The 23630-nt window shown below is 72.4% G+C and carries 18 protein-coding genes, 1 rRNA gene, 1 pseudogene and 1 riboswitch; of the genes and pseudogenes, 5 read left to right on the forward strand and 15 right to left on the reverse strand.

Features of this window, described 5'->3' with window-relative positions; all coding sequences use genetic code 11:
- The first annotated feature begins 69 nt into the window (after positions 1-69).
- Complete coding sequence (locus ABZY91_RS27135; protein WP_355405628.1) at positions 70-615, forward strand: HAD domain-containing protein; 546 nt, start codon at positions 70-72, stop codon at positions 613-615.
- Between the two features lie 75 nt (positions 616-690).
- Here the strand turns inward: ABZY91_RS27135 and ABZY91_RS27140 are convergent, their stop codons facing one another.
- Together ABZY91_RS27140 and ABZY91_RS27145 are read right to left on the reverse strand one after the other, a co-directional pair.
- Complete coding sequence (locus ABZY91_RS27140) at positions 691-1479, reverse strand: CPBP family intramembrane glutamic endopeptidase (RefSeq protein WP_329950152.1); 789 nt, start codon at positions 1477-1479, stop codon at positions 691-693.
- Positions 1480-1643: 164 nt separating this feature from the next.
- Entirely contained in the window at positions 1644-3149 is a 1506-nt protein-coding gene (locus tag ABZY91_RS27145) for a glutamate--cysteine ligase (RefSeq protein WP_329950161.1), read from the reverse strand.
- A 370-nt stretch (positions 3150-3519) separates the two neighbouring features.
- On the opposite strand from ABZY91_RS27145, the gene ABZY91_RS27150 reads away from it, so the two are divergent.
- Together ABZY91_RS27150 and ABZY91_RS27155 are read left to right on the forward strand one after the other, a co-directional pair.
- A complete protein-coding gene (locus ABZY91_RS27150; RefSeq protein ID WP_329877931.1) occupies positions 3520-4092 on the forward strand; it encodes a hypothetical protein in 573 nt (190 codons plus the stop codon).
- Positions 4093-4568: 476 nt separating this feature from the next.
- On the forward strand, positions 4569-4760 hold the full coding sequence (locus ABZY91_RS27155; protein ID WP_329877932.1) for a DUF5999 family protein: 192 nt from the start codon (positions 4569-4571) through the stop codon (positions 4758-4760).
- Between the two features lie 109 nt (positions 4761-4869).
- On the opposite strand, the gene gcvP is transcribed toward ABZY91_RS27155, so the two are convergent.
- Positions 4870-7770: an aminomethyl-transferring glycine dehydrogenase gene (gcvP, locus tag ABZY91_RS27160; protein ID WP_355405629.1), complete on the reverse strand. Its 2901-nt coding sequence runs from the start codon at positions 7768-7770 to the stop codon at positions 4870-4872.
- A 241-nt stretch (positions 7771-8011) separates the two neighbouring features.
- Positions 8012-8115: riboswitch (glycine riboswitch) on the reverse strand.
- 221 nt (positions 8116-8336) lie between these two features.
- On the opposite strand from gcvP, the gene ABZY91_RS27165 reads away from it, so the two are divergent.
- Complete coding sequence (locus ABZY91_RS27165) at positions 8337-9662, forward strand: DUF2382 domain-containing protein (protein WP_355405630.1); 1326 nt, start codon at positions 8337-8339, stop codon at positions 9660-9662.
- 165 nt (positions 9663-9827) lie between these two features.
- Positions 9828-11318 (forward strand): MFS transporter, encoded by a 1491-nt coding sequence (locus ABZY91_RS27170; protein ID WP_329877937.1) that lies wholly within the window; start codon positions 9828-9830, stop codon positions 11316-11318.
- 180 nt (positions 11319-11498) lie between these two features.
- Here the strand turns inward: ABZY91_RS27170 and ABZY91_RS27175 are convergent, their stop codons facing one another.
- The 12 genes and pseudogenes from ABZY91_RS27175 to rrf all read right to left on the reverse strand — a co-directional run.
- Positions 11499-12962 (reverse strand): DNA polymerase IV, encoded by a 1464-nt coding sequence (locus ABZY91_RS27175; RefSeq protein ID WP_355405631.1) that lies wholly within the window; start codon positions 12960-12962, stop codon positions 11499-11501.
- A gap of 67 nt (positions 12963-13029) precedes the next feature.
- Positions 13030-13731: an ElyC/SanA/YdcF family protein gene (locus ABZY91_RS27180; RefSeq protein ID WP_329877972.1), complete on the reverse strand. Its 702-nt coding sequence runs from the start codon at positions 13729-13731 to the stop codon at positions 13030-13032.
- A 123-nt stretch (positions 13732-13854) separates the two neighbouring features.
- Positions 13855-14514 (reverse strand): MerR family transcriptional regulator, encoded by a 660-nt coding sequence (locus ABZY91_RS27185; RefSeq protein ID WP_329877941.1) that lies wholly within the window; start codon positions 14512-14514, stop codon positions 13855-13857.
- 237 nt (positions 14515-14751) lie between these two features.
- Complete coding sequence (locus tag ABZY91_RS27190; RefSeq protein WP_063350203.1) at positions 14752-15228, reverse strand: bifunctional nuclease family protein; 477 nt, start codon at positions 15226-15228, stop codon at positions 14752-14754.
- Positions 15229-15303: 75 nt separating this feature from the next.
- Positions 15304-16002: a MerR family transcriptional regulator gene (locus ABZY91_RS27195; protein ID WP_329877974.1), complete on the reverse strand. Its 699-nt coding sequence runs from the start codon at positions 16000-16002 to the stop codon at positions 15304-15306.
- Between the two features lie 182 nt (positions 16003-16184).
- Positions 16185-17057 carry an FHA domain-containing protein gene (locus ABZY91_RS27200; protein ID WP_329877945.1) on the reverse strand — a complete coding sequence of 291 codons (873 nt, stop codon included), beginning with the start codon at positions 17055-17057 and terminating at the stop codon, positions 16185-16187.
- Positions 17058-17172: 115 nt separating this feature from the next.
- Positions 17173-18174, reverse strand: coding sequence for a DUF881 domain-containing protein (locus tag ABZY91_RS27205; protein ID WP_355405632.1), 1002 nt, complete (start codon positions 18172-18174; stop codon positions 17173-17175).
- A gap of 400 nt (positions 18175-18574) precedes the next feature.
- The gene (locus tag ABZY91_RS27210) at positions 18575-18907 is read right to left on the reverse strand and encodes a small basic family protein (RefSeq protein WP_030062488.1); all 333 of its coding nucleotides are present in this window, start codon (positions 18905-18907) and stop codon (positions 18575-18577) included.
- Positions 18908-19161: 254 nt separating this feature from the next.
- Positions 19162-20028, reverse strand: a pseudogene (locus tag ABZY91_RS27215) (DUF881 domain-containing protein); the annotation flags it as partial.
- Between the two features lie 160 nt (positions 20029-20188).
- Positions 20189-22684 carry a mannose-1-phosphate guanyltransferase gene (locus tag ABZY91_RS27220; protein WP_329877964.1) on the reverse strand — a complete coding sequence of 832 codons (2496 nt, stop codon included), beginning with the start codon at positions 22682-22684 and terminating at the stop codon, positions 20189-20191.
- A 136-nt stretch (positions 22685-22820) separates the two neighbouring features.
- The gene (locus ABZY91_RS27225) at positions 22821-23441 is read right to left on the reverse strand and encodes a CDP-alcohol phosphatidyltransferase family protein (RefSeq protein ID WP_329877966.1); all 621 of its coding nucleotides are present in this window, start codon (positions 23439-23441) and stop codon (positions 22821-22823) included.
- A gap of 97 nt (positions 23442-23538) precedes the next feature.
- Positions 23539-23630, reverse strand: a 5S ribosomal RNA gene (gene rrf / locus ABZY91_RS27230); the annotation flags it as partial.

A 23630-nucleotide genomic window follows, 5' to 3' on the forward strand; every position in this document is an offset into this window, starting at 1 on the left:
GGTGGGCAACCACCGGAGGGCCCGGCTCGTCCGACCAGGTGACGACGAGTGAGACCTGGGGGGCGCCCGATGCCGAAGCCACTGCTGTTCCTGGACGTCGACGGAGTGCTCAACCCGGTCTGCCCCGGACCGGAGACCGACTTCGACGCGCACACCATGCTCGGCTACACCGTGCTGCTCTCCCCCCGGCACGGCACGTGGCTGCGCGAACTGGCCGCCGGCTACGAACTCGTCTGGGCCACCACCTGGGAGGAGCACGCCAACGCCCACATCGCCCCGGCGATCGGCCTGCCGGAGCTGCCGCTGGTCCGGTTCACCGGCTACACGCCCCAGCCCGGCGACCCGCGCGTCCCGTTGATGGAGCTGTTCTCCGCCCGCAAGTGGGCACCGCTGCTGCGCTACGCGGCCGGGCGGCCGTTCGCCTGGGTCGACGACGCCATCCCCGGCCGGCTGGTCCGCAGCGCGCTCTGGCGCCGCGACCGCGTGTTGCTGCCGATCGATCCGGGCCGGGGCCTCGAACGCCGGCACGTGGACCGGCTGCTGGCCCGGCCGCCGCGTCCCGCCACCCTGCGCCTGCGCACCACCCGACCCACCGCCCGGCCCGAGGCCGGTTGACCTCCCGGCCCACCGCGCCCACCGCGCCCACCCGCCCGGGCCGCCCTTGCCCCGCCCGGCCGCACGCGACGGGCCTCACCCGGTCGGCAGCCAGCTCACGTGCCCGGCCAGCAGCGCGTACCCGACGAAGGCCACCGTGTCGATCAGCGCGTGCGCCACGACCAGGGGCATCACCCGCCCCCACCGCCGGTAGAGCAGGCAGAACACGACGCCCATCACGATGTTGCCGACCAGCCCCCCGACCCCCTGGTACAGGTGGTACGAGCCGCGCAGCAGTGAACTCGCCACCACCGCGGCCGGCCACGACCAGCCCAGCTGCCCCAGCCGGCGTAGCAGGTAGCCGAGGACGACGACCTCCTCCAGGATCGCGTTCTGCCAGGCGGAGGCGAGCAGCACCGGAATCCGCCACCACACGTCCGGCAGCCCGGACGGCGCGACCGTGAGGTTGTAGCCGGCGGCCTGGGAGGCGAGGTACAGCGCCAGTCCCGAACCACCGATCGCCGCCGCGACCGCCGCACCCCGGCCGAGGTCGCGCAGCTTCTGCCCGAGGTCGAAGCCGAGCACCCGCAGCGCCACGCCCTCGCGGACCAGCAGGTAGCCGACCAGCACGACCGGCATCAGCCCGCGTCCGACGTAGTAGAGCTGCCAGAGCAGGTCGAGCCAGGGCCGGCCGGGGGCCCGTGAGCCGTTCAGCGTGGCGACCTGCCGGCCCAGGTTGAGCGGTTCGGTGAGCGAGCCCGCGAAGCTGATCAGCGCGCCGATGCCGCTGGCCCCGAGGGACAGGCCGAGAACGATCAGCAGCTCCGCGCCGAGCAGCCGGCGGGTGGGCTTCGCGGTCTGCGGTTCGGTCGGGACGGTGGTCACGTGGTGCTCCAGCGCGGACGGCGGACGGGCGTCGCTCCGGCCGTCGGCCGACCGCCGGAGCGGTCATCCTTCCACAGCGTGCCGGTGGGGTGTGCGGGGCGGATCGGCCCGGGGCCGCGACGGCTTCGTCCGGACCTTCGTCCGGACCGATCCCCGCGACGCGCCTATCCCACGGGCCAGGTGTGCACGGGCTCGCCGCCGCGCGAGTACTCCATGTACCGGCGGGTCATCGCCGCCAGGGCGGCCGGCCGGTCCATCCCGTACTGCTCGCGCAGCCGGTGGAACGTCGCGCTCTGCCAGGAGGCGCCGTTGGTCCGGCGCAGGCAGCGCTGCTCGATGATGCCGAGGTAGCGGTCCCGGTCGGCCGGCTCCACGCCCCAGGCGTCGAGTCCCTGGTGCGCCATCGGCAGCAGCTCGCCCAGCACGAGGTCGACGGCGGGCACCGCGGTCAGGCCGCCGCCGCGCCCGGCCCGGCCGTGCCGCGGCCACTGGAACACCGCGTCGACGCCGTACCGCGCCGCCTGCCGGAAGTTCTCGTCGGCCCGGTCGAACGGCAGCCTGGTCCAGATCGGCCGCGCCTGCTCGGCCAGCACCCGGACCACGCCGTAGTAGAACGCCGCGTTGGCGAGCGTGTCGGCGACGGTCGGCCCGGCCGGCAGCGCGCGGTTCTCCACCCGCAGGTGCGGCACCCCGCCGCTGACGTCGTACACCGGTCGGTTCCAGCGGTAGATGGTGCCGTTGTGCAGCCGCATCTCGGCGAGCCGGGGGACCCCTCCGGAGCCGAGCACCTTCACCGGGTCCTCGTCGTCACAGATCGGCAGCAGCGCCGGGAAGTACCGCAGGTTCTCCTCGAAGAGGTCGTACGCCGAGTCCACCCAGCGCTCGCCGAACCAGGTGATCGGGCGCACGCCCTGGGCCTTGAGCTCCGCCGAACGGGTGTCACAGGCCTGCTGGAACAGGACCGGCCGGGTCTCGCGCCACAGCTCCCGGCCGAACAGGAAGGGCGAGTTGGCACCGAGCGCGAGCTGCGGACCGCAGATCGCCTGCGCGGCGTTCCAGACCGAGGAGAACCGCTCGGGGGTCACCTGCAGGTGCAGCTGGAGCGACGTGGCGGCGGCCTCCGCGACCATGGTGATGGACTCCAGCTGGAGGCGCTCGACGCCCTCGATGTCCAGCGTGATGTCCTCGCCCCGGGCGGCCAGGATCTGGTCGCTGAGCAGGCTGTACCGCTGGTTGTGGGACATCGCGTCCAGCCCGGTGTGGTCGTGCTCCAGGGTCGGCAGGATGCCGACCATCACGATCCGCGCCCCGGCCTCGCTCGCCCGCCGGTCGGCGTAGCGCAAGCCGGTGTCGATCTCCTCGCGCAGGTCCTCGAAGACGTGCCCGCAGAGCCGGTGCGGCGCGATGTTGACCTCGATGTTGAACCGGCCGAGCTCGGTCTGGAAGTCGCTGGACCCGATCGCGGTGAGCACCTGCGCGTTGTTCATCACCGGCAGGCCCTGCTCGTCGGCCAGGTTGAGCTCGATCTCCAGGCCCATCACGGCCCGTGGTCGCTCGAAGCGGTCCTCGCGCAGCATCCGGCCGAACACGTCGAGGCTGGACTGCAGCTTGCGCCGGTAGAGCTGCCGGTCCGACAGGTCCGCCCGCGTCGCCACGACCTTCTCGCCCATGGTCCCCTCCTCCAGAGCCGCCCGGCCGAGCGACCGTGCAAGCATCATGCCCACCCCGAAGATCGATACCCGATGGCTTCGATTGGCTTGCAATGCAAGGAAACTGATGCCGTTTCAGCTAATCTGCCGACTTGCCCGACGCCACCGCCTGTGATAAACAGGTCACCCTGCGCACCTGTTCGAGTAGAATTCGCACTGCCCCACGGCCCGGCCCGCTTTCGCCCCGAGACCACCGTCGACGGCGGGGGCCTCGCCGGCACCGCGATCCTGCCCAACCGGACAAGGCCCAGGTTCCGTCACCGCCGACGCACCGGGCCATGCCGGTATGCCGCACTCGCACGCCGATCTCGCACGGAGAGGCGACTTTGCCATGACTCTGCAGACTCCCCAGCCCCCGCCCAGCGCGCTCCGCGCCGTCCTCGCCGCACTCGACTCCGAGACCGCGCTGCGCCAGCCCGCCGCCGCCGCGCTCCGTCATCCGACCGGCGCACTGCTCCCCGCCCATCCGCTCGCCGTCCACGTCCTGGACGGGCCTCGCGCCGATCTCGCCGCCGCCCGGCGGACGGGGTGGCGCTTCCTGATCAAGGACGGCGCCGACGTGGCCGCCGCGGCCGAGGTGGTGCAGGGGTCCGAGGGCCACACGTTCTCGCACTTCACCGCCGGCCCCTACCTGGACTCGACGGTCCGGGCGCTGCGCCAGGCCTGGCAGCTCGCCCAGTCCTCCCGGGCCCGCCGGCAGCCCAGGCTGCTGACCTTCCCCGGCCAGTACGCGACGGCCCTGTGGCTGCACGGCCCGGACGGCGACACCGGCTCGGACCTGCTGATCCCGCTGGCGCCGGCTCCGCTCGGTGTCACCGCGCACCGCACCTACCCGGCTGCCGAGCTCCTGCCGGTCCTGGCCCGTACGCCGATCGGGCGGCCGCTGCTGCTCGGCTCCCCCTGAGAGCGGGGCACCCGACCCGAGGCCCGACAACCCGACGACCCGGCGCCGCGAGCCGCCACCCGGACCCGACCCGGGACCCGCCCGGTGTCCGGCCCCGCGCCCCGGCCGGGTGCTCCGGTCCGGAGCTCGGCCACGCCCACCCCTCGCCCCTCCCGGCGAACACCCGGGTGGGCCATGCGGCATGGCCCGTCCGGGCCCGTCACCGGATGGCCCACCCGGCACCGGTCACGGTCCGCCGCCACCTGAACGGGTGATCTCTACCCGTTGGTTGTGGCGCATGTCACGAAATCGCTGCGCGCGCGTCCCCGGATGCCGACACTGGGAACCAGCGTGGAGGGACCTCCTGTCCTACCCACTTGAGTGCCGGTCCACACCTGGCCCGACACCGGACAGAATCCGACCACCGCGGCAGCGCCCGACGGCAGACCGGCGGCACCGTGTCTCGGGGAGGATCGCAGAGCGAAGCGAGGGTACGCATGTGCCAGCACCGTCCTGAGTGCCCGTCGGCCGAGTCCGAGGACCGCGAGGCCGCCGTCCCGGTGGCGTGCCACCCGGAGCAGGGCTGGAGCCTGCTCTGCAACGGTGTCCTGCTGTTCGAGGACACCGGCGAACTGCTGCCCGACGGCCGGGTGATCGCCCCGCGCCGCCGGACCGCCCACGCGCTCTGACCCGCCCGGCACCGGTCCGGACCACCACGGAACACAGGGCAGGGCCCCGGCGGAACGTTCCGCCGGGGCCCTGTCCACGTGTCCGCGGGCCGGCCGTACCGGTCCTGCGTCAGACGCCGTACTCGTCCAGCGGCGGGCAGGAGCAGACCAGGTTGCGGTCGCCGTACGCGCCGTCGATCCGGCTGACCGGCGGCCAGTACTTGTCCGCCGGGTTCACGCCCGCCGGGAAGACCGCCTCCTGCCGCGAGTAGCCGTGCGTCCACTCGCCCACCAGCGTGGCGGCGGTGTGCGGGGCGTTGCGCAGCGGGTTGTCCTCCGCGGCCCACTCGCCCGAACCGACCTTCTCGACCTCGGCGCGGATCTCGATCATCGCGTCGCAGAAGCGGTCGATCTCGTGCAGGTCCTCGGACTCGGTCGGCTCGATCATCAGCGTGCCGGCCACCGGGAAGGACATGGTCGGCGCGTGGAAGCCGTAGTCGATCAGGCGCTTGGCGATGTCGTCCACCGTCACGCCGGTCTCCTTGGTGAGCGGGCGCAGGTCGATGATGCACTCGTGCGCCACCAGACCGCCGGGGCCGGTGTAGAGCACCGGGAAGTGCGGGGCCAGCCGCTTGGCGATGTAGTTGGCGTTCAGCACCGCGACCTGGGTGGCGCGCTTGAGGCCCTCGCCGCCCATCAGCCGGACGTACGCCCAGGAGATCGGCAGGATCGCCGCCGAACCCCACGGCGCCGCCGAGATCGGGCCGACACCGGTGGCCGGGCCGGCCTCCTCCTGGAGCGGGTGGTTCGGCAGGTACGGCGCGAGGTGCGCGCGGACCGCCACCGGGCCGACGCCCGGGCCGCCGCCGCCGTGCGGGATGCAGAAGGTCTTGTGCAGGTTCAGGTGCGAGACGTCCGCGCCGAACTTGCCCGGCTTGGCCAGGCCGACCAGGGCGTTCAGGTTGGCCCCGTCGACGTACACCTGGCCACCGGCGTCGTGCACGGCCGCGCAGATGTCGGTGATCTCGGTCTCGTACACGCCGTGGGTCGACGGGTAGGTGACCATCAGCACGGCGAGGCTGTCGCGGTGCTGCTCGATCTTGGCCTTGAGGTCGGCCACGTCCACGTCGCCGTCGACCAGGGTCTTGACGACGACCACCCGCATGCCGGCCATCACCGCGGAGGCGGCGTTGGTGCCGTGCGCGGAGGACGGGATCAGGCAGACGTCACGCTGGGTGTCGCCGTTGGCGTGGTGGTAGGCGCGGACGGCCAGCAGGCCGGCCAGCTCGCCCTGGGAGCCGGCGTTCGGCTGGATGGAGACGGCGTCGTAGCCGGTCACCTCGACCAGCTGCTGCTCCAGCTGGCGGATCAGGGTGAGGAAGCCCGCGGCCTGGTCGACCGGCGCGAACGGGTGCAGCTGGCCGAACTCCGGCCAGGTCACCGGCTCCATCTCGGTGGTCGCGTTGAGCTTCATGGTGCAGGAGCCCAGCGGGATCATGCCCCGGTCCAGCGCGTAGTCACGGTCCGACAGGCGGCGCAGGTAGCGCAGCATGGCGGTCTCCGAGCGGTGGCTGTGGAAGACCGGGTGGGTCAGGTACTCGTCCTCGCGCAGCAGGGCGGCGGGCAGCGCGTCGGCGCCCTCCGCCACCTCGACGCCCTCGACGCCGAACGCGGCCCAGACCGCCGCCAGGTGCTCGCGGGTGGTGGTCTCGTCGGTGGAGGCCGAGATCCGGTCCTCGCCGTCCTGGTAGACGTTGACGCCGTTGGCGCGGGCGGCGGCGGCGATCTCCGCGGCGCGGCCGGGGACGACCGCGGTGACGGTGTCGAAGAACTCGCCGTGCAGCAGCTCGACGCCGCCGGCCGTCAGGCCCTCGGCCAGCGCGGCGGCGTAGCGGTGGGTGCGGCGGGCGATGTCGGCCAGGCCGTCCGGACCGTGGTAGACCGCGTACATCGAGGCCATGACGGCGAGCAGCACCTGGGCGGTGCAGATGTTGCTGGTGGCCTTCTCGCGGCGGATGTGCTGCTCACGGGTCTGCAGCGCCAGGCGGTAGGCGCGGTTGCCGTCGACGTCGACGGAGACGCCGACCAGGCGGCCGGGCAGCGAGCGCGCGTACTCGGCACGCACCGAGAGGTAGCCGGCGTGCGGGCCGCCGAAGCCCATCGGCACGCCGAACCGCTGCGAGGTGCCGCAGGCGATGTCGGCGCCGAGCGCGCCCGGGGACTTGAGCAGGGTGAGCGCCAGCAGGTCGGCGGCGACGGCGACGATCGCGCCGAGGCCGTGGGCCTGCTCGATCAGGGGGGTGAGGTCGCGGACGACACCGGTGGCGCCGGGGTACTGGAGCAGCACGCCGAAGACGCCGCGCTCGGCGATCTCGGCCGGGATGCCCTCGGACAGGTCGGCGACGACGACCTCGACGCCGGTCGGCACGGCACGGGTGTTGATGACCGCGGTGGTCTGCGGAAGCGTCTCGGCGTCGACCAGGAAGACACCGCCCTTGACCTTGGTGACGCGGCGGGCGAGCGCCATCGCCTCGGCGGCCGCGGTGCCCTCGTCCAGCAGGGAGGAACCGGAGGTGGGCAGGCCGGTCAGGTCGGAGACGATGGTCTGGAAGTTGAGCAGCGCCTCCAGCCGGCCCTGCGAGATCTCCGGCTGGTACGGGGTGTAGGCGGTGTACCAGGCCGGGTTCTCCAGCACGTTGCGCAGGATCACCGGCGGCGTGAAGGTGCCGTAGTAGCCCAGGCCGATCATCGGCTGGAGCACCTGGTTGCGGTCGGCCAGTTCGCGCAGCTCGGCGAGGACCTGCGCCTCGCTGCGGCCTGCGGGCAGGTCGAGCGCGGTGATGGAGCGGATCGCCTCGGGGACGGCGGCCGTGGCCAGCTCGTCCAGCGAGCCGTACCCGACCTGGGCCAGCATCTTCTCCTGCGCTGCGGCGTCGGGGCCGATGTGGCGGTTCTCGAAGGGGCTGGCCTGTTCGAGCTCGGTGAGGGTCGCGGGGGTGGTGGGGCGTCCCGAGTTCGGCTGGGCGTTCATGGTGGTCGAGGCCTCCTGGTCACGGACCGGCGGGGGTGCGCACGCCGGACGGCTTCGCCGCTGCGGAGAACAGCGGAGCGGCCTGGGCGGACGAACCCGACAGGCCTCCCCCTCTGTCATCGGGACCTGAGAGCTTCACCCGCGCGGGGGCACGGTGGGCGCCCCGCCGGCTTGCACCGTCGGTGAGGGTGGGGTCCGACGGCTCCCTCGCCGACGGTCCTGCCCTGCTTTCCAGAGTGACCTAGCCCACACGGTACGGATGCCTGAGAGATTCCGGGGAGGAGTTGCTCCTTCGGCGCCCCGACCAGCGGTTTCGACTGTCGGGGACTCTCCCGAGCGGGCTCGGCGGTCGCGCCCAGGGTACCAGCGGGAGGCCGCCCGATCACGGGTGCGTCAGGTCACTCGGCCCGTTGGGCCGTGACCCGGACGGACGACGGCCCGGCCCGTCCGGCCCCGTCCCGGTCGCGGACGTCCGGTTCATGGCTTTTGGTGTGAAGTGGCGGACAGGACGGGCGGGCCGGCCGCCGTCCTGCGGGAGCCGCAGGACGAGCGCACTGGAGGAAAGAGTGCAGACCGATATCGACCCCCGGGACCTCATCGGCCACAAGGCGGTCGACCGCAACGGAGACAAGATCGGCACCGTCGACGAGGTGTACCTGGACGACGCGACCGGCCGGCCCGAGTGGGCCGCCGTCCGGACCGGCATCTTCGGCCGGGACGCCTTCGTCCCCCTGACCACGAGCGAGTTCTCCGGCGACGAGCTGCGGGTGCCGTACGACAAGTCGCTGGTGAAGGAGTCGCCGGACTTCGGCGTGGGCCAGCACCTGTCGCCGGCGCAGGAGCTCCAGCTCTACCGCTACTACGGGCTGGACACGACGCTGGACGGGCAGCCGTCGGCGGGCGACGGCCCCGGCTCGGGTTCCGAGCCGGCCGACCTCGACTTCGGCACGACGGCGTCGAACGGCACCCCTGCCGACACGCCCTCGTCGAACGGCACCCCCGGCACCACCGCCTCGAACGGCACGCCCCTCGCGGGCGTCGCCGGAACGGCGGGCGCCGCAGCGGCCGCGCGGAGCCAGTCGGCCACGCCGTCCGCCGCCGCCCCGGCCAAGTCGCTCACCTTCCACACGGCCGCCGCCGCGGCCACCACCACTCCGGCAGCCGGTTCCGGCAAGCCGGCCGACCCCGTCACGGAGGCCAACGTGCGGACCCTCGCCACCCCCACGCCCGCGGCGGCGCCGCCGGCTTCCGCCGCGGCGACCGCCCCGGCCGCCGAGCCGCGCCCGCAGTCCGCGCAGCCCGCCCCGGCCAACGGCACCCCGCCGGCGGCCTCGCAACCCTCGCCCGCGCAGGCCACGCCGTCCGCCACCGGCACCTCGCGCTCCGCCGACGGTGCGGTCGCGTCCACGCCCGGCGGCCCGGTGGAGATCACCTGCCGCGAGGAGCGGCTGGACGTCACGACCGAGTGGCACGTCGTGGGCACGGCCAAGCTGCGCAAGTACGTGACCAGCGAGCCGGTCGAGCGCCGGGTCCCGGTGGTCCGCGAACGGGTCCGGGTCGAGCGGATGCCGGTCGGCGAGGCCGAGCGGGCCGCGCTCAGCGAGAAGGACATCGCCGAGGCGGTGGAGGAGGTCACCCTGCGCGAGGAGCGCCCGGTGATCCGCAAGTACCTCGCGCCGATCGAGCGGGTCCGTCTGGTGGTGGAGCGGTACACCACCGAGGAGGTGATCCGCGACGAGCTGCGGCGCGAGCACGTCGAGGTCCACGACACCACCGGGACGGCCTCGAACCCCCCGGTCTCCGCCTCCGCCGCGTCCGCCCCGTCGCCCGGGCCCGTCTCCCCCGCCCCCGACGAGCCGGCCCGCCCACTCCCGCTCAGGCCCCTGGTCTGACACCCGAGCCCGCTGGGCCCCGGCCGACCCGGCCGGGGCCCAGCGGCGTTCCACGGCGCAAACCCTTCGACTTTGCCAAGGCTTAACCAATGGATATTTGACACTCTGAAGTATCTCCCTGCATGGTTACTTCAGTTCATTCACTATGTACGGGAGGAAGCAACCGTGAGTGAGGCACCACAGCCCACCGTCGCGGCCGAGAAGCAGAGCAGCGCCCGGGTCCTGCCGGCCCTCATCCTGGCGATGCTGTCGTTCAGCGTGGTGCAGACCGCGGTCGTCCCGATCCTGCCCTCGCTCGCCAAAGAACTGAACGTCTCCGGTTCCAGCATCACCTGGCTGATGACGGCCAACCTGCTCTCCGCCGCCGTGCTCACCCCCCTCCTCGGCCGCTTCGGCGACCTGCGCGGCCGCAAGCCGATGCTGCTGATCTCGCTGGCCGGTCTGGCCGCGGGCTCCGCGCTCGCCGTCACCACCCACTCCTTCACCTGGCTGGTCCTCGCCCGCGTCCTCCAGGGCGCCGGCGGTGGCGTGCTCCCGCTGGCGATCAGCATCGTCCGCGACGAGCTCCCCAAGCAGAAGGTGACCGGCGGCGTCGCCGCCATCAGCGCCTCGATGGGTGTCGGCAGCGGCCTCGGCCTGGTCGCCACCGGTCTGCTCCTGGAGCACTGGAGCTACAAGTCCATCTTCTGGATGGGCCTCTTCTTCGGCCTGCTCGCGATCGCCCTGGTCGCCGTCCGGGTGCCCACCGACCCGGTCACGGACAAGGAGGGCGGCGCCGACCCGCTCGGTGCGATCACCCTGGCCGGCTGGCTCTCCGCCCTGCTGGTCGCGGTCAGCCAGGGCAACACCTGGGGCTGGACCTCGACCCGGACGCTCGGACTGTTCGCCGTGGCCGCCGTGGTCGCCCTGATCTGGGGCGTCATCGAGGTCAAGGTCAAGCACCCGCTGGTCGACATGACGATGATGTCCCGCCCGGCCGTCGCCTTCACCAACCTGGCCGGCCTGCTGATCGGCTTCGGCATGTACGGCTCGTTCATGGTGATCAGCAACTTCGCCCAGACCCCGGAGAAGCTCGCCCACTACGGCTTCACCGCCACCGTGCTGCACGCCGGTGTGATGCTGCTGCCGTCCGCCCTCGGCTCGATGGTCGCCGCCCCGCTCGGCGCCGTGCTGATCGCCCGCCGCGGGCCGCGCCTGCCGCTGGTCCTCGGCGGTGTCCTCGGCGCCGTCGCGATGGCCTACCTGGCCGTCCGGCACAGCCACGAGGCGGACATCTACCTCTCCTCGGCGATCTTCGGCCTCGGTATCGGCCTCGCGTTCTCGGCGATGCCGGCCTACATCAACGGCGCCGTCCCGGTCGAGCAGAGCGGCATCGCCAACGGCATGAACGCCGTGCTGCGCACCGTCGGCGGCGCGATCGGCACCGCCGTCATGGCCGCCATCCTCACCGGCGACACCATGAAGCTGCCGATCCCGGTCACGCTGCCCACCCTGGACGCCTACCAGCACGCGTTCTGGACCGCCGCCGTGGTCTGCGTGATCGCCGGCGCCGTCCCGTTCCTGATCCGCACCGTCAAGCCCACCACCACCGTGGTGCACGGCAACGAGGTCGCGGACCTGACCTCCGGCCCCCGGCCGGTGAAGACCGACGCCTGACGAGGCGTCCGACCCCGCGCTCAGGGACAGGGCGCGGGGACCGGGACCCGGACGGTCGCCGAGGGCATCGCGACCGTCCGTGGCCCGGAACCGCATGTGGCCCCACCCGGCCCCCCTGCCGGGTGGGGCCGCTTCATGTCCCGGCCCGGCAGCGCCGTCCCCGTCCCCCGGCCCCGCCCCTCAGCCCTCGGTCCCCGCCCGGCCGGACGCACCACCACCGTCCGCGCCACTCCCCGGGCCTCCACTCCCCGGGCCATCGCGCTCCGGGCCCGGCTCGCTCCCGCCCAGCGGCAGCGGCGGGGCCGGCTCCAGCGCCGGATCCTCCACCGCGAAGGTCCGCACCCGCCCCGGCCCGCTCCACGGCGTCTCGAACCGCACCGTCACCCGCCCCACCCCGCTGCCCTGCACCCACCCCGGCCCGAACTCGGCGTGGTGGACGTCCTGCCCGGGCAGCCAGCGCCGCACGGCCGGCGTCGCCTCCGCACGGTCGGCCTCCGCCTCCTCGTCCGCACCGGCCTCGTGCCCGGCAGCCTCCGCCTCCTCCCGGACGGCCTGCGCGAACAGGTCCTCCTGCGTGTAGTCGGCCAGTTGCGACACTCCGACGCCCAGCAACCGCACCCCACCCGTGATGTCCACCTGCGAGGCCAGCCGGCGCGCCGTCTCGGTGATCACCGTCTCGTCGTCCGTCGGCCCGCGCAGCGTCTCGGAGCGGGTCAGCGTCGAGAAGTCGAACCGCCGCACCTTCAACACCACCGTCCGCCCCGACCGCCCGGCACCCCGCAGCCGCCGCACGCACCGCGCCGCCAGTGCCCCCACCTCGCGCAGTATCCGCTCCCGGTCGGCCAGGTCCACCTCGTAGGTGTCCTCCACCGAGACCGACTTGGCGTCCTGGTCGGCCACCACCGGCCGGTCGTCGAGCCCCGTCGACATCTGGTACACGCCGGCCCCGTGGGCCTTCCCCAGCAGCTGGACCAGCTCGTTCTCCCCCGCTTCGGCGAGATCGGCCACCGTGTTCAGCCCCGACCGGCGCAGCACCTGCTCGGTGGCCGGACCGATCCCCGGCAGTGCGCGGACCGGCATCGGCCCGAGCACCGCGCGCTCCTGGCCGGGCTCGATCATCACCAGCCCGTCCGGTTTGGCCTGCTCGGAGGCGATCTTGGCCATCAGCTTGGACCCGGCCGCGCCCACCGAGGCCGTCAGCCCGGTCCGCCGCCGGATGTCCGCGCGGAGGTCCTCCGCCAGCGCCAGCACCAGCCGCTCGCCCGTCCGGTGCTCCGCCTCCGCCAGCAGCGGACCGTAGGGACCCGCCTCCAGGTCGACGAAGGCCTCGTCCAGGCTGAGCGGCTGCACCAGCGGGGACAGCTCCCGCAGCAGCCCCATCACCAGCTCGCTCACCGGCCGGTAGGCCTCGAAGCGACCGGCCAGGAAGGCCGCGTTCGGACAGAGCCGACGGGCCTGCGCCATCGGCATCGCCGAGTGCACCCCGAACTTCCGCGCCTCGTAGGACGCCGTGGACACCACCCCCCGCCCGCCGAGCCCGCCGACGACCACGGGCTTCCCGCGCAGGCTCGGCTTGGCCGCCTGCTCCACCGCCGCGAAGAAGGCGTCCATGTCGAGGTGGATGATGCTCGGCAGTGACCGCACCCGCCGATCATGCCGCACGGGTCCGACAGCACGGTCGAACCCGGCCGTCTCCCCCCGGTGGCGGGCCCTACCCGCGCACCGGACCGGCCCCCGCGTCAGCCAGCGCCTTCGGCAGGCCCGGCTCGCGGGGCCCGAGGAAGAGCGGGTCCGGCCGCAGCCAGGCGTTCAGCGCCGCCTTCCCCGCCCCCGGGATCTCCCGCAGCCCGCCGTACAGCCAGGTGAGGTCCCGCGCCTCCGGCACGCCCACCGCGTACGACTCGATGCCGGCCGCCCGGCAGAGTGCCAGCGCCCGCCGCACGTGGAAGTCCTGACTGACCAGCACCGCCCGCTCCACCCCGAAGATCCGGTGCGCGCGCGTGCAGGAGTCCCAGGTGTCGAACCCCGCGTAGTCGCCGACCACCCGGACGTCCGGCACCCCGTGCTCGATCAGGTACCGCCGCATCGCCTCGGTCTCGTCGTAGCTCTCCCGGCCGTTGTCCCCGGTCACCAGGATCGCCTGGACCTTCCGCCGTTCGAACAGCTCGACCGCCGCGTCCAGCCGGTGCGCCAGGTAGGGCGAGGGCCTGCCGTCGAACAGCCCGGCGCCGAACACCACCGCCACCGGCGCCTGCGGCGCCGTCGCCACGGTGCCCACCCGCTCCCCCGCCGAGAACCAGAGCCAGGCGCTCGGCGCCAGCGCCAGCGAGCAGCAGACCGTCACCAGCTGGAACAGCCGGCGCTGCGCCCGCCTGCGCCGCAACCGGACGCCGAGCCGCACCGCCCGCCGCATCACCAGGCCGGGGATTCCGGAACCGAAGCGCACGTGCCCTCCCTCTGTCGGTTCACCGGCCACGACGAAACCGCGGGCCCGGACGGTTCCCCGTCCGGGCCCGCGGCCTCGTCAGATGCCTGTTCAGACAGCCCTGTTGCGGCGCTGCGCCAGCTCGTCCGCAGGGTCGTGCCCGGCCACCGTCTCCCCGGTGTCGGTCCGCTCCGCGTGCAGCCGCCCGAGGGTGCGTTCCAGCTCCTGCCATACCGCGCCGACGGCGATCCCGAAGACCCCCTGGCCGCTCTTCAGCAGGTCCACGACCTGCTGCGGGGTGGTGCACTCGTACACCGTCGCGCCGTCGCACATCAACGTCAGTCCGGTCAGGTCACAGACCTCGACGGACTGCAGGTGGGCGACCGCGACCCGGATGTTCTGCAACGAGACGCCCGCGTCGAGCAGCCGCTTGACGATCTTCAACAGCAGGATGTCGCGGAAGCTGTAGAGCCGTTGGCCGGTCGCCGGGAAGGTCGACCGGACGCTCGGGGCCAGCAGGCCCGTACGGGCCCAGTAGTCCAGCTGGCGGTAGGTGATCCCGGCCGCGGCGCAGGCCGTCGGACCGCGGTAACCGATCAGTTCGGACGTGGGCCCGAGTCGCTCCAGGGCCGGCTGGCCGGGCTGGACCGCCGGGAACCGGCCCACCCGGGGCAGTTCCGGCCGGGGCAGCTCGGTCACGTTGCGGGCGGTGCGCGGCATGTGCACGGTGCACAGGCCTCCCACGGCCAATTCCTCGCCGGTGCCGGTCATGCCTACCTCCGTCCACTCGTGCTGCGGGCAACCCAGACCACGGGCATCGGACACCCGGGCAGCCCCTCCTGACGGTAGGCAGTCCCCTATGGCCCGTCAACGATCGCCACGCCGTGGCGGGCAGACCACATCACTCAGGAGAGTGGTTTTTCGTGCCCCTAGTGTGGGTAGGTGGACGCGGTTTGGCAAAACGGCCGGACACACACGGCCCGCCGGCCCACTGACCGGCCGCACGCCCTACTGCGGGCCGCTGCCGCCGAAGTCCTCGGGCGACACCTGGTCGAGGAACTCGCGGAACTTCTCGACCTCGTCCTCCTGCTCGTCCGGGATCGCGATGCCCGCCTCGGCGAGCACCTCCTCGCTCCCGTAGATCGGCGTCCCGGTCCGCAGCGCCAGCGCTATCGCGTCGGACGGGCGGGCGCTGACCTCGACGCCGCCGGTGAAGACGAGCTCGGCGTAGAAGACGCCCTCGCGCAGGTCGGTGATCCGGACCTCGGTGAGCTGCTGGCCCAGAGCCTCCAGCACGTCCTTGAAGAGGTCGTGCGTCAGCGGGCGCACCGGCGTCATGCCCTGCTGGGCGAAGGCGATCGCGGTCGCCTCGCCGGGGCCGATCCAGATGGGCAGGTACCGATCGCCCCCGACCTCGCGGAGCAGCACGATCGGCTGGTTGGAAGGCATCTCCACCCGGACACCCACGACGTCGAGCTCATTCACACGAGCAACCCTATGGCTCCCGACCCGGATATGAAAGCGCAGCGCCGACGGCGCTGGTCAGCGCGGTGGCGCGGGTCAGGTCCAGGCCCGCAGACCGGCCTGGACCATGGCCGCGTGCAGCCGGACGGAGAGGGTCGCCAGCTCGCGCGCGGTGGCCTCGGCGTGCGCCCTGGTCTGGGGGTTCCGGTGCCGCCGCAACGGCGCCACCACCTGCTCGACCAGGGCGATCTCCCGGTCGGCGGCGGCCTTCATGGCCCGCAGGTGGCGCGGTTCCAGACCGAACCGGCCCAGTTCGGCGACCAGGCGGGCCACCTGGAGCGCCTCGCCGTCGTACCCGCCGTCCGGCCCTGGCGCGATCAGCCCGTAGGACTCCCACTCGGCCAGTTCGCGCTCGCCCGCCTCGGCGGCGGCCAGCAGCTCGGCCCGACCCAGGCGGACCCCGGCGGAGGCCTCGGCCGCGGCGGTCAGCTCGCGGTCCGCCTCCTCCACCGGCCCCGGGCGGCTGTCGGAGGGGCCGGGCAGCGCCGGCGGGGTCTCGCCGCGCTCGATCGCGTCGAGGTGGTCGCGGATCACCCGCAGCGGCAGGTAGTGGTCGCGCTGCATCCGCAGCACGTGGGCCAGCCGCTCGACGTCGGCCGGGCTGAACTTCCGGTACCCCGAAGGCGTGCGCTGGGGCTCGACCAGGCCCTCCGCCTCCAGGAACCTGATCTTGGAGATGGTGACCTCGGGGAAGTCGTCACGCAGGAAGGCCAGCACCGCACCGATGCTCAGCAGCTCGTCGCCGCCGCGGCGCCGGCCGCCCCCGCCGGGCCGGTCCGACCGGACCGGCTGCCTGGGGGCCGCGACCACCCCGCGCGAGCCCTTGTCCGGCGTGTGGCCGAACGGCGCGGGGGTGGCCGCCCCGAGAGGAGAAGAAGGGGTATTCGTGCTCACTCGGGCTCCTGCCGACGTTGGTTTCAGTACCCCCGGTTGTGGCTGGCGAAGAAGACCAGCCGGTACTTCCCGATCTGCACCTCGTCGCCGTTGTTCAGCGACACCTCGTCGATCCGCTCCCGGTTGACGTAGGTGCCGTTGAGGCTGCCGACGTCGGCGACGGTGAAGCCGCCACCGGGCGTCCGGCGGAACTCCACGTGCTTGCGGGAGACGGTGACGTCGTCCAGGAAGATGTCGCCCTGCGGGTGGCGGCCGGCCGTGGTCTTGTCCGAGTCCAGCAGGAACCGGCTGCCGGAGTTCGGGCCTCGCTGGACGATCAGCAGGGCCGAACCCGGGGGCAGCGCGTCGATGGCCGCCAACACCTCGGCCGAGAGGGCCGGCGTGCCGGTCCCGGTCGTGGTGTTCGGGTCGTACGACTCCAGGCCGGAGATCGAGATCGTCGACGTGGTCTCCGCCGACCCCTCGGGCAGCAGACCACCGCGCAGCGCCGAACCGCAGTTGGAACAGAAGCGGGCCGCGGCCGGGTTCTGGTTGCCGCACCTGGGGCACGGAGTGGGGCCAGCCATGTTCACAGCCTCCTGGCGCGGCACACCCGACGGGTTGTGCCCGGCGTACGGGTCCGGTGCAAACCCTCCACCAGAGGTTGAGGGTCCTGACGGGAAACCTATGCGCGGGGCGCCGGAGGGGTCAACCGACGCGCCGTAGCCCGCCTGATTCCCGGCGTACTGGGCGCCGTCCCGGAACAGCGGGCGCTCGGCGTACTCCGCGCCCTCGGGGGCGGGACGCATGCCCGGCACGGCGGGTTCGTCGTCCCGGCGGTGGCGCGCGGTCGGCGCCTCGACGGCGGCCGCGTCGCGGCCCTTGTTACGACCGAACAACTTAGAGAAGAAACTCACGGGCGAATCCCCTTGCGTGTGACAGACCCGCCCGCGGGGCAGGGTGAGGACCTCGGACAGGTTGCGGGCCCGGTCGTGGATCGGGCCGGCTGGAGCGGAACTCCGACTGCGGTGCTCACTTCGGAGCCGGTTTGGCGTACTGCGGGGTCTTCGGGTCGACGAGTGCGTCGACGACCACCTTCTGCTGTTGGGAGATGGTCGCGCGTGCCTGGTTGTTCTCCAAGGTACGGACCACACCCCCCGGAATGTTCAACGCGGGTGTGAGGTCCTGCGGATTCCCCACGACGGTGAACCGGTAGGGCGCCGAGACCTTCTTGCCGTCGATCTGCACGCCGCCGCCGGACACGTCCGTGAAGTAGGTGTTGACCACCACACGCACATCGTTGATCTGAATCGCCTCCGCCCCCGCCGCTCGGAGTTCCTGCAGGGTGTCCAGCAGCATATCTGCCTTCACCTGCCCTTGGGGATCATCGACCGTCAGTACGATCCCCGGACCAGTGGCTCGGACGGTCCCGGCCAGAACGCCGAGCTCCGTCACCTTCTTCCTGGTCTGTTCCTGGGCTTCCTTGGCCTGGTTGGAGCTGTTCTCCAACTTCGCCAGGGACTGCTCGAGCTCCGCTTTCTCCTGCTGGAGACGCTGCTGACGGCCGTCCAGTTCGTCGAGGATGCGAACAAGGTCTTCCTGGCGCGCGCCACGCAGCTGACTGTGGTGGTCGTTGGTGGAACGCACCTGGATCGCCAGCGCCAGTCCGAGCGAGAACAGCAGCACCGCCACCACCAGCTGGCCGCGCGACAGCCTCGGCGGCCAGACCGCGGCCTTCAGCCGTCGCCGCCCCGCGGCCCGGTCGTCCCCGGCCGGCCCGGACTCGGGTTCGGGGGCGGGCGCGGTGGCAGGCAGGAGGGCCGGCGCGGGCTCCGGTTCCGGTACCGGTGGCGGCGGGGACGGCGGTGGCGGCGCGACGGACTCGGCGTCCGGCCCCGCCGGCTGTAGCTGCGACTGGGTTTGGGCCTGGGGCTGCGGGATCGACTTCGCTGCGGGCTCGGGCCGCGGCTCCGGCCGCCGTACCGGTTCCGCTGCCGCCACCGGCGGCAGCGCACGCGCGGGCGCAGGCGTCACCTCGGGGGCGCTCGCCGGAGCAGGCTCCGAGACCCCCTCCGCAGGCTCCGCTCCGGGCTCCGCCGGGGCCCCGGGCGCGGGCTCGTCCCCGGCCCCGTCGACGGCAGCGCCCTCCGGCCTCCCGTCGGGCCGAGGTTCTTCGGCCGACTCCCCCCGCGCCTCCCGCTCCTCCGCCACCGCGTCCGCGGGCTGCCCGGGCCGTTCCTCGGGCTCCGGCGCGATCGCCGGCCCGTCGGGCCGCCTCACCGGCCGGTCCCCGGACCCCTGCCCGAGCTTCTCCTGCCGCTTCCCGTCCACCGGCTCGACCGGTACCGGCTCGCGTTCCTCGCCACCGCCCTCGCGCACAACTTCTCCCGCAGATCCGTCCGCTTTCTTCTCCGCCGCCCGCTCGCGGCCCGGCTCAGGCGCGGAAGACATGGCGCCTGATCGCAGCGGCGTTGGAGAAGATGCGGATTCCGAGGACGACGACGACGCCCGTGGAGAGCTGCGAGCCCACGCCCAGCTGGTCCCCGAGGAAGACGATCAGCGCCGCCACCACCACGTTCGACAGGAACGACACGATGAAGACCTTGTCGTTGAAGATCCCGTCCAGCATCGCGCGGACGCCGCCGAACACCGCGTCCAGCGCCGCCACCACCGCGATCGGCAGGTACGGCACGACGGCGTCCGGTACCTCGGGCTGGACGAAGAGTCCGACGACGACCCCGATCACGAGACCCAGTACGGCAATCACGGTCTAGCTGCTCCTGTCGCTGCGGAGGGCGACCCGGTGGTCGCGGTGGGCGGACGGCCGGTCGTGGTCTTGGCCGAGGGGCTCGGCGAGCGCTTCCCCGAGGCCTGCCCGGTCGGCTTCGCGGACGGCGAGGTGGTGCCGGACGGACTCGCGGTGCCGCCCGTCGACGGTGAGGCCGATCCGGAGGGCCCCGCGGACGGCGACGCCTCCCCGGAGGCGGGCGGACTCGCGGTGGGAGAGGGCTCGGGGAGCGCAGGTTGGGCGGTCCGCAGGGTGACTCCCACGGCCGCGGGCAGGGTCAGGCTCTTCTGTGCGGAGATGGTCGACTTGATGCCGTACTTCTCCTGCAACAGCCGCAGGTACTGGCCCGCCATCGCGCTCTCGAAGGCGCCCACCAGCTTGGGCCCGTTCCCCAGCGCCTGCACGGTGTACGGCGGGACCAGCGGCCGGTTGTCCACCAGTACGGCCTCACCGGCCGCGCGGATCGCGGAGAGCGCGGTGAGCCGCTGCCCGTTGATCGCGACGGCCTCCGCGCCGGAGGACCAGAGCCCGTTCACCACCAGTTGCAGGTCACGGTCCCGCAGCCGTCCGCTGTTCGAGAAGCCCTGCCCGCTCCGCGGGTCGACGTTGCCGCCTGCGCCCGTACCGGTCGCGTCCTCCAGCACCAGCTTGACGCCGGGCCCGGTCACCTCGGCCAGGCCGACCGCGCCGGCCAGGACGGCCGGGTCGACCTCCCCCGGAGCGAGTGCCTGCTGCTGGGTGCTGTCGACCCTGCGCCGCAGTTCCTGGACCTGCTTCTGGAGCTGGTCCGCCGAACCGTTGGAGTCGTTGATCCGGTGGATCAGGGCGTCGCGCTCCTTGGCGAGCGTCGGCTCGGCCTCGTGCGCGTTCACGGCCCCGACCGTGAGGACCGCGCCCACCAGGGCCAGCCCGGCCCCCAGCGTGAGGAGCCCCCGCGCCGTACCGGGTATCCGGTACGGACCGTCGCCGCCCCGTGCCGCAGCCGCCTCGGCGTACCCCTCGTCGAGGCTGTGGTCCATCACATTGGTCAGCAGGGACATCGAGGCATCCGGACGGTTGTACCGTCCACTGCTGGCACTCGGCGTCGGCGTCGCTGACATGCGGACCATCGTCCCACGACCGACGAGGGCCCCGTGCACAACCCCTGACCTGCATACATATCAAAACGGACCGACCGCCACCAACCACTCGAAACGGACAGCGGGGCGGTGCGGCACCAGCCGCCCGCCCCGCCGCCGACCCGTCACCGGGCTCCGGCCGTCACCTCCCGGCCCCGTCGACCACCGCCGCCCATTCGTCCAGCAGCGCCTCGGTCGCCTCGTCGTCCGGGCCCTCGGCCCACAGGTGGGTGACCGCCTCGGCCGGGTCCGGCAGCACCAGCGTCCACCGCCCGTCCGCCTCGACGACCCGGACACCGTCCGTGGTGTCCAGCTGCCGGCTGCCGGCCGCCTCCACCACCGAACGCATGACCATGCCCTTCGCCGCCCACGGCGTCGCGATGTCCCGGCGGCGGATGTGCGCCTGCGGGATCCGCGCGTCGATCTGGCTCAGCGTGAGCTGGGTCCGGGCGACCAGCCCGACCAGCCGGACGAACGCCGCGGCGCCGTCCAGCACACCGCTGAACTCCGGCACGACGAAGCCGCCGCGCCCGTCCCCGCCGAACACCGTGCCCTCGGCGGCTGCCGCCTTCGCCAGGTCGTCCGGCGTGGTCGTGGTCCAGGTGACCTGCGTGCCGTGGTACGCCGCGACCTGCTCGGCGATCCGCGTCGTGGTCACCGGCAGCGCCACCTGACCGCTCCGCCGCTCGGCCGCGACCAGGTCCAGCAGGACCAGCAGCGCCCGGTCGTCGTCGATGACCCGGCCCAGCTCGTCCACGAAGGCCACTCGCTCGCCCACCGGGTCGAAGCGGACCCCGAAGGCGGCCCGGGACGACGCCACCAGCTCGCCCAGCCGGGCGAGCCCGGCGCGCCGCTCCTCGGCGTCCTCGGTGGGCCGGGACTCGTCCAGCCCGCTGGAGACACTGAGCGCCTCGACCCCGAGCCGACCGAGGATGCTCGGCAGGACGAGCCCGGCGCTGCCGTGCGCGGTGTCCACGACGACCTTCAGACCGGCCTCGCGCACCCCGGTGGTGTCGACGGCCCGCAGCAGGTTGCCCGCGTAGGAGTCGAAGACGCTGGACGGGAAGGTGAGGTCCCCGATCTCGCCGGGGAAGGCCCGGCGGTACTCCTGGCGCGCGTAGACCCGGTCGAGCTTGCGCTGCCCGGCCTGCGAGAGATCGGCCCCGCGCTCGTCGAAGAAGAGGATGTCCAGCGAGTCCGGCACCCCGGGCGTGGTCCGCAGGAAGATCCCGCCGGCACTGCCCCGGGCCGTGTGCTGCCGGGCCACCGGCATCGGCACGTTCTCCAGGTCGCGGACGTCGATCGCGCTGGTCTGCAACCCGGAGATCATCGCCCGCTTCAGGGCGCGCGCACCTCGCGAGTGGTCACGCGCGATGGTGACGGTCGCGCCCTTCTTCAGCGTCGTCGCGTACGCGCCGGCGAGCCGTACGGCCAGCTCGGGGGTGATCTCGACGTTCAGGATCCCGGAGACACCCCGCAGCCCGAACAGGTGCTCCTGCCCGCGGGACTCCCAGATCACCGAGGTGTTGACGACCGCGCCGGCCTCGATGGTCTTGAACGGGTAGACCCGGACGTTGGCCGCGATGATCGACTCCTCGCCGATCAGGCACTCGTCCCCGATCACCGCGCCGTCCTCGATCCGCGCGGCCCGCATGACATCGGTGTTCTTGCCGACCACACAGCCCCGCAGATTGCTCTGCGGCCCCACGTAGACGTTGTCGTGGATGACCGACCGGTGCAGGAACGCCCCGCGCTTCACGACCACGTTGCTGCCGAGCACGGTGTGTTCGCGGATCTCCACGCCGGCCTCGACCTTGGCGTAGTCCCCGATGTACAGCGGCCCGCGGAGCACCGCCTCCGGGTCGACCTCGGCGCCCTCGGCGACCCAGACCCCGGGAGAGATCTCGAACCCGTCGATCTCGACGTCGACCTTGCCCTCCAGGACGTCCGCCTGGGCCTTGCCATAGCTCTCGTGGGTGCCCACGTCCTCCCAGTAGCCCTCGGCGACGTACCCGTAGACCCGCTTGCCCTCCTTCAGCAGCTGCGGGAACACGTCACTCGACCAGTCGACGGACTCACCCGCCGCGACGTAGTCGAAGACCTCGGGTTCCATGACGTAGATACCGGTGTTCACCGTGTCCGAGAAGACCTGCCCCCAGGTCGGCTTCTCCAGGAAGCGCTCCACGCGCCCCTCGTCATCGGTGATCGTGATACCGAACTCCAGTGGATTCGGCACCCTGGTGAGACAGACGGTGACCAGTGCGTTCTTACTACGGTGAAACGCGATCAATTCAGAGAGGTCGAAGTCGGTCAGTGCGTCACCGGAGATCACCAGAAAGGAGTCGTCCTTCAGGGCGTCCTCGGCGTTCTTGACACTCCCCGCAGTGCCCAGTGGCGTCTCCTCGTTGGCATAGGTGAGATTCATGCCCAACTCTTCGCCGTCACCGAAGTAGTTCTTGACCAGTGAGGCCAGGAACTGGACGGTCACGACGGTGTCGGAGAGGCCGTGCCGCTTCAGCAGCCGCAGCACGTGCTCCATGATCGGCCTGTTGACCACGGGAAGCAGCGGCTTCGGCATGCTGGAGGTCATCGGGCGGAGTCGGGTGCCTTCGCCCCCCGCCATTACAACGGCTTTCATTACGGGTGCGTCCTCCTTCGCGGTGTGGACCCTGCAGGTCCATCAAACCGTTCCAGAGGGGGTCTACCCGGAAGATATCGTCCGACGCACCGTGTCGCCGTGGGACTTCTCTCAGATCCCGTCCCGGGATCGCGTCTCAGACAGTGGACGCGGAGGAGGCCGAGCTGCCCCGGATGATCTGGCGCGCCTGGACGGCGTAGAGAATGCCGGCCCACCAGTACAGGGCGGTCCCCCACCAGATGAAGGCCCAGCTCACGATCTCGGCCGGCCGGGCGATCCAGCTGTCCCCGGCGCCGAGCAGCAGAAGCGGAAACGCGTACATCAGATTGAAGGTCGCGGCTTTCCCCAGGAAACTCACCTGCAACGGCCCGTAGCCGTGCCGGTTGAGAAGGGGAAGGAGCGCGGCGATAAACAGCTCACGCGCAATCAGGATCGCCGTCAGCCACCACGGCAGGATCTCACGCCAGGTCAGGCCGAGGAGCGTGGAGAGCACGTAGAGCCGGTCCGCCAGCGGATCCAGCAGCTGCCCCACGCGGCTGATCTGCCCCCACCGGCGGGCGAGTTTCCCGTCCAGGTAATCACTGATACCGCTGAGCATCAGAATCAGCAATGCCCAGCCGTCGTTGTTCGGCCCGTCGAACACCGGCCAGAGGATCAGCCAGAGAAAGAGCGGAACACCGACCAGCCGGCCCATGCTCAGCAGGTTGGGGATGGTGAGGACGCGATCGGTCTGGACCCGCGTCTCCTGGACCTCCACCCGGGGGCCTCCTGTCATGTGTGGCAACTTCGCACGTTGACCTTACAACAGAAAAGCCCCCGCCCGGTTCCCCGGCGGGGGCTTCTCCATAAGAATTGTTCGGCGGCGTCCTACTCTCCCACAGGGTCCCCCCTGCAGTACCATCGGCGCTGTGAGGCTTAGCTTCCGGGTTCGGAATGTAACCGGGCG

This window comes from Kitasatospora sp. NPDC002965, assembly GCF_040611255.1.
In the GTDB taxonomy this organism is placed as follows: Bacteria; Actinomycetota; Actinomycetes; order Streptomycetales; family Streptomycetaceae; genus Kitasatospora.

What these genes read in the sequence shown, in the direction of transcription:
- ABZY91_RS27135 (WP_355405628.1), top strand. Translation starts at nt 70, where the DNA reads ATGCCGAAGCCACTGCTGTTCCTGGACGTCGACGGAGTGCTCAACCCG.
- ABZY91_RS27145 (WP_329950161.1), bottom strand. Translation starts at nt 3,149, where the DNA reads ATGGGCGAGAAGGTCGTGGCGACGCGGGCGGACCTGTCGGACCGGCAG.
- ABZY91_RS27150 (WP_329877931.1), top strand. Translation starts at nt 3,520, where the DNA reads ATGACTCTGCAGACTCCCCAGCCCCCGCCCAGCGCGCTCCGCGCCGTC.
- ABZY91_RS27155 (WP_329877932.1), top strand. Translation starts at nt 4,569, where the DNA reads ATGTGCCAGCACCGTCCTGAGTGCCCGTCGGCCGAGTCCGAGGACCGC.
- gcvP (WP_355405629.1), bottom strand. Translation starts at nt 7,770, where the DNA reads ATGAACGCCCAGCCGAACTCGGGACGCCCCACCACCCCCGCGACCCTC.
- ABZY91_RS27180 (WP_329877972.1), bottom strand. Translation starts at nt 13,731, where the DNA reads ATGCGGCGGGCGGTGCGGCTCGGCGTCCGGTTGCGGCGCAGGCGGGCG.
- ABZY91_RS27185 (WP_329877941.1), bottom strand. Translation starts at nt 14,514, where the DNA reads ATGACCGGCACCGGCGAGGAATTGGCCGTGGGAGGCCTGTGCACCGTG.
- ABZY91_RS27220 (WP_329877964.1), bottom strand. Translation starts at nt 22,684, where the DNA reads ATGAAAGCCGTTGTAATGGCGGGGGGCGAAGGCACCCGACTCCGCCCG.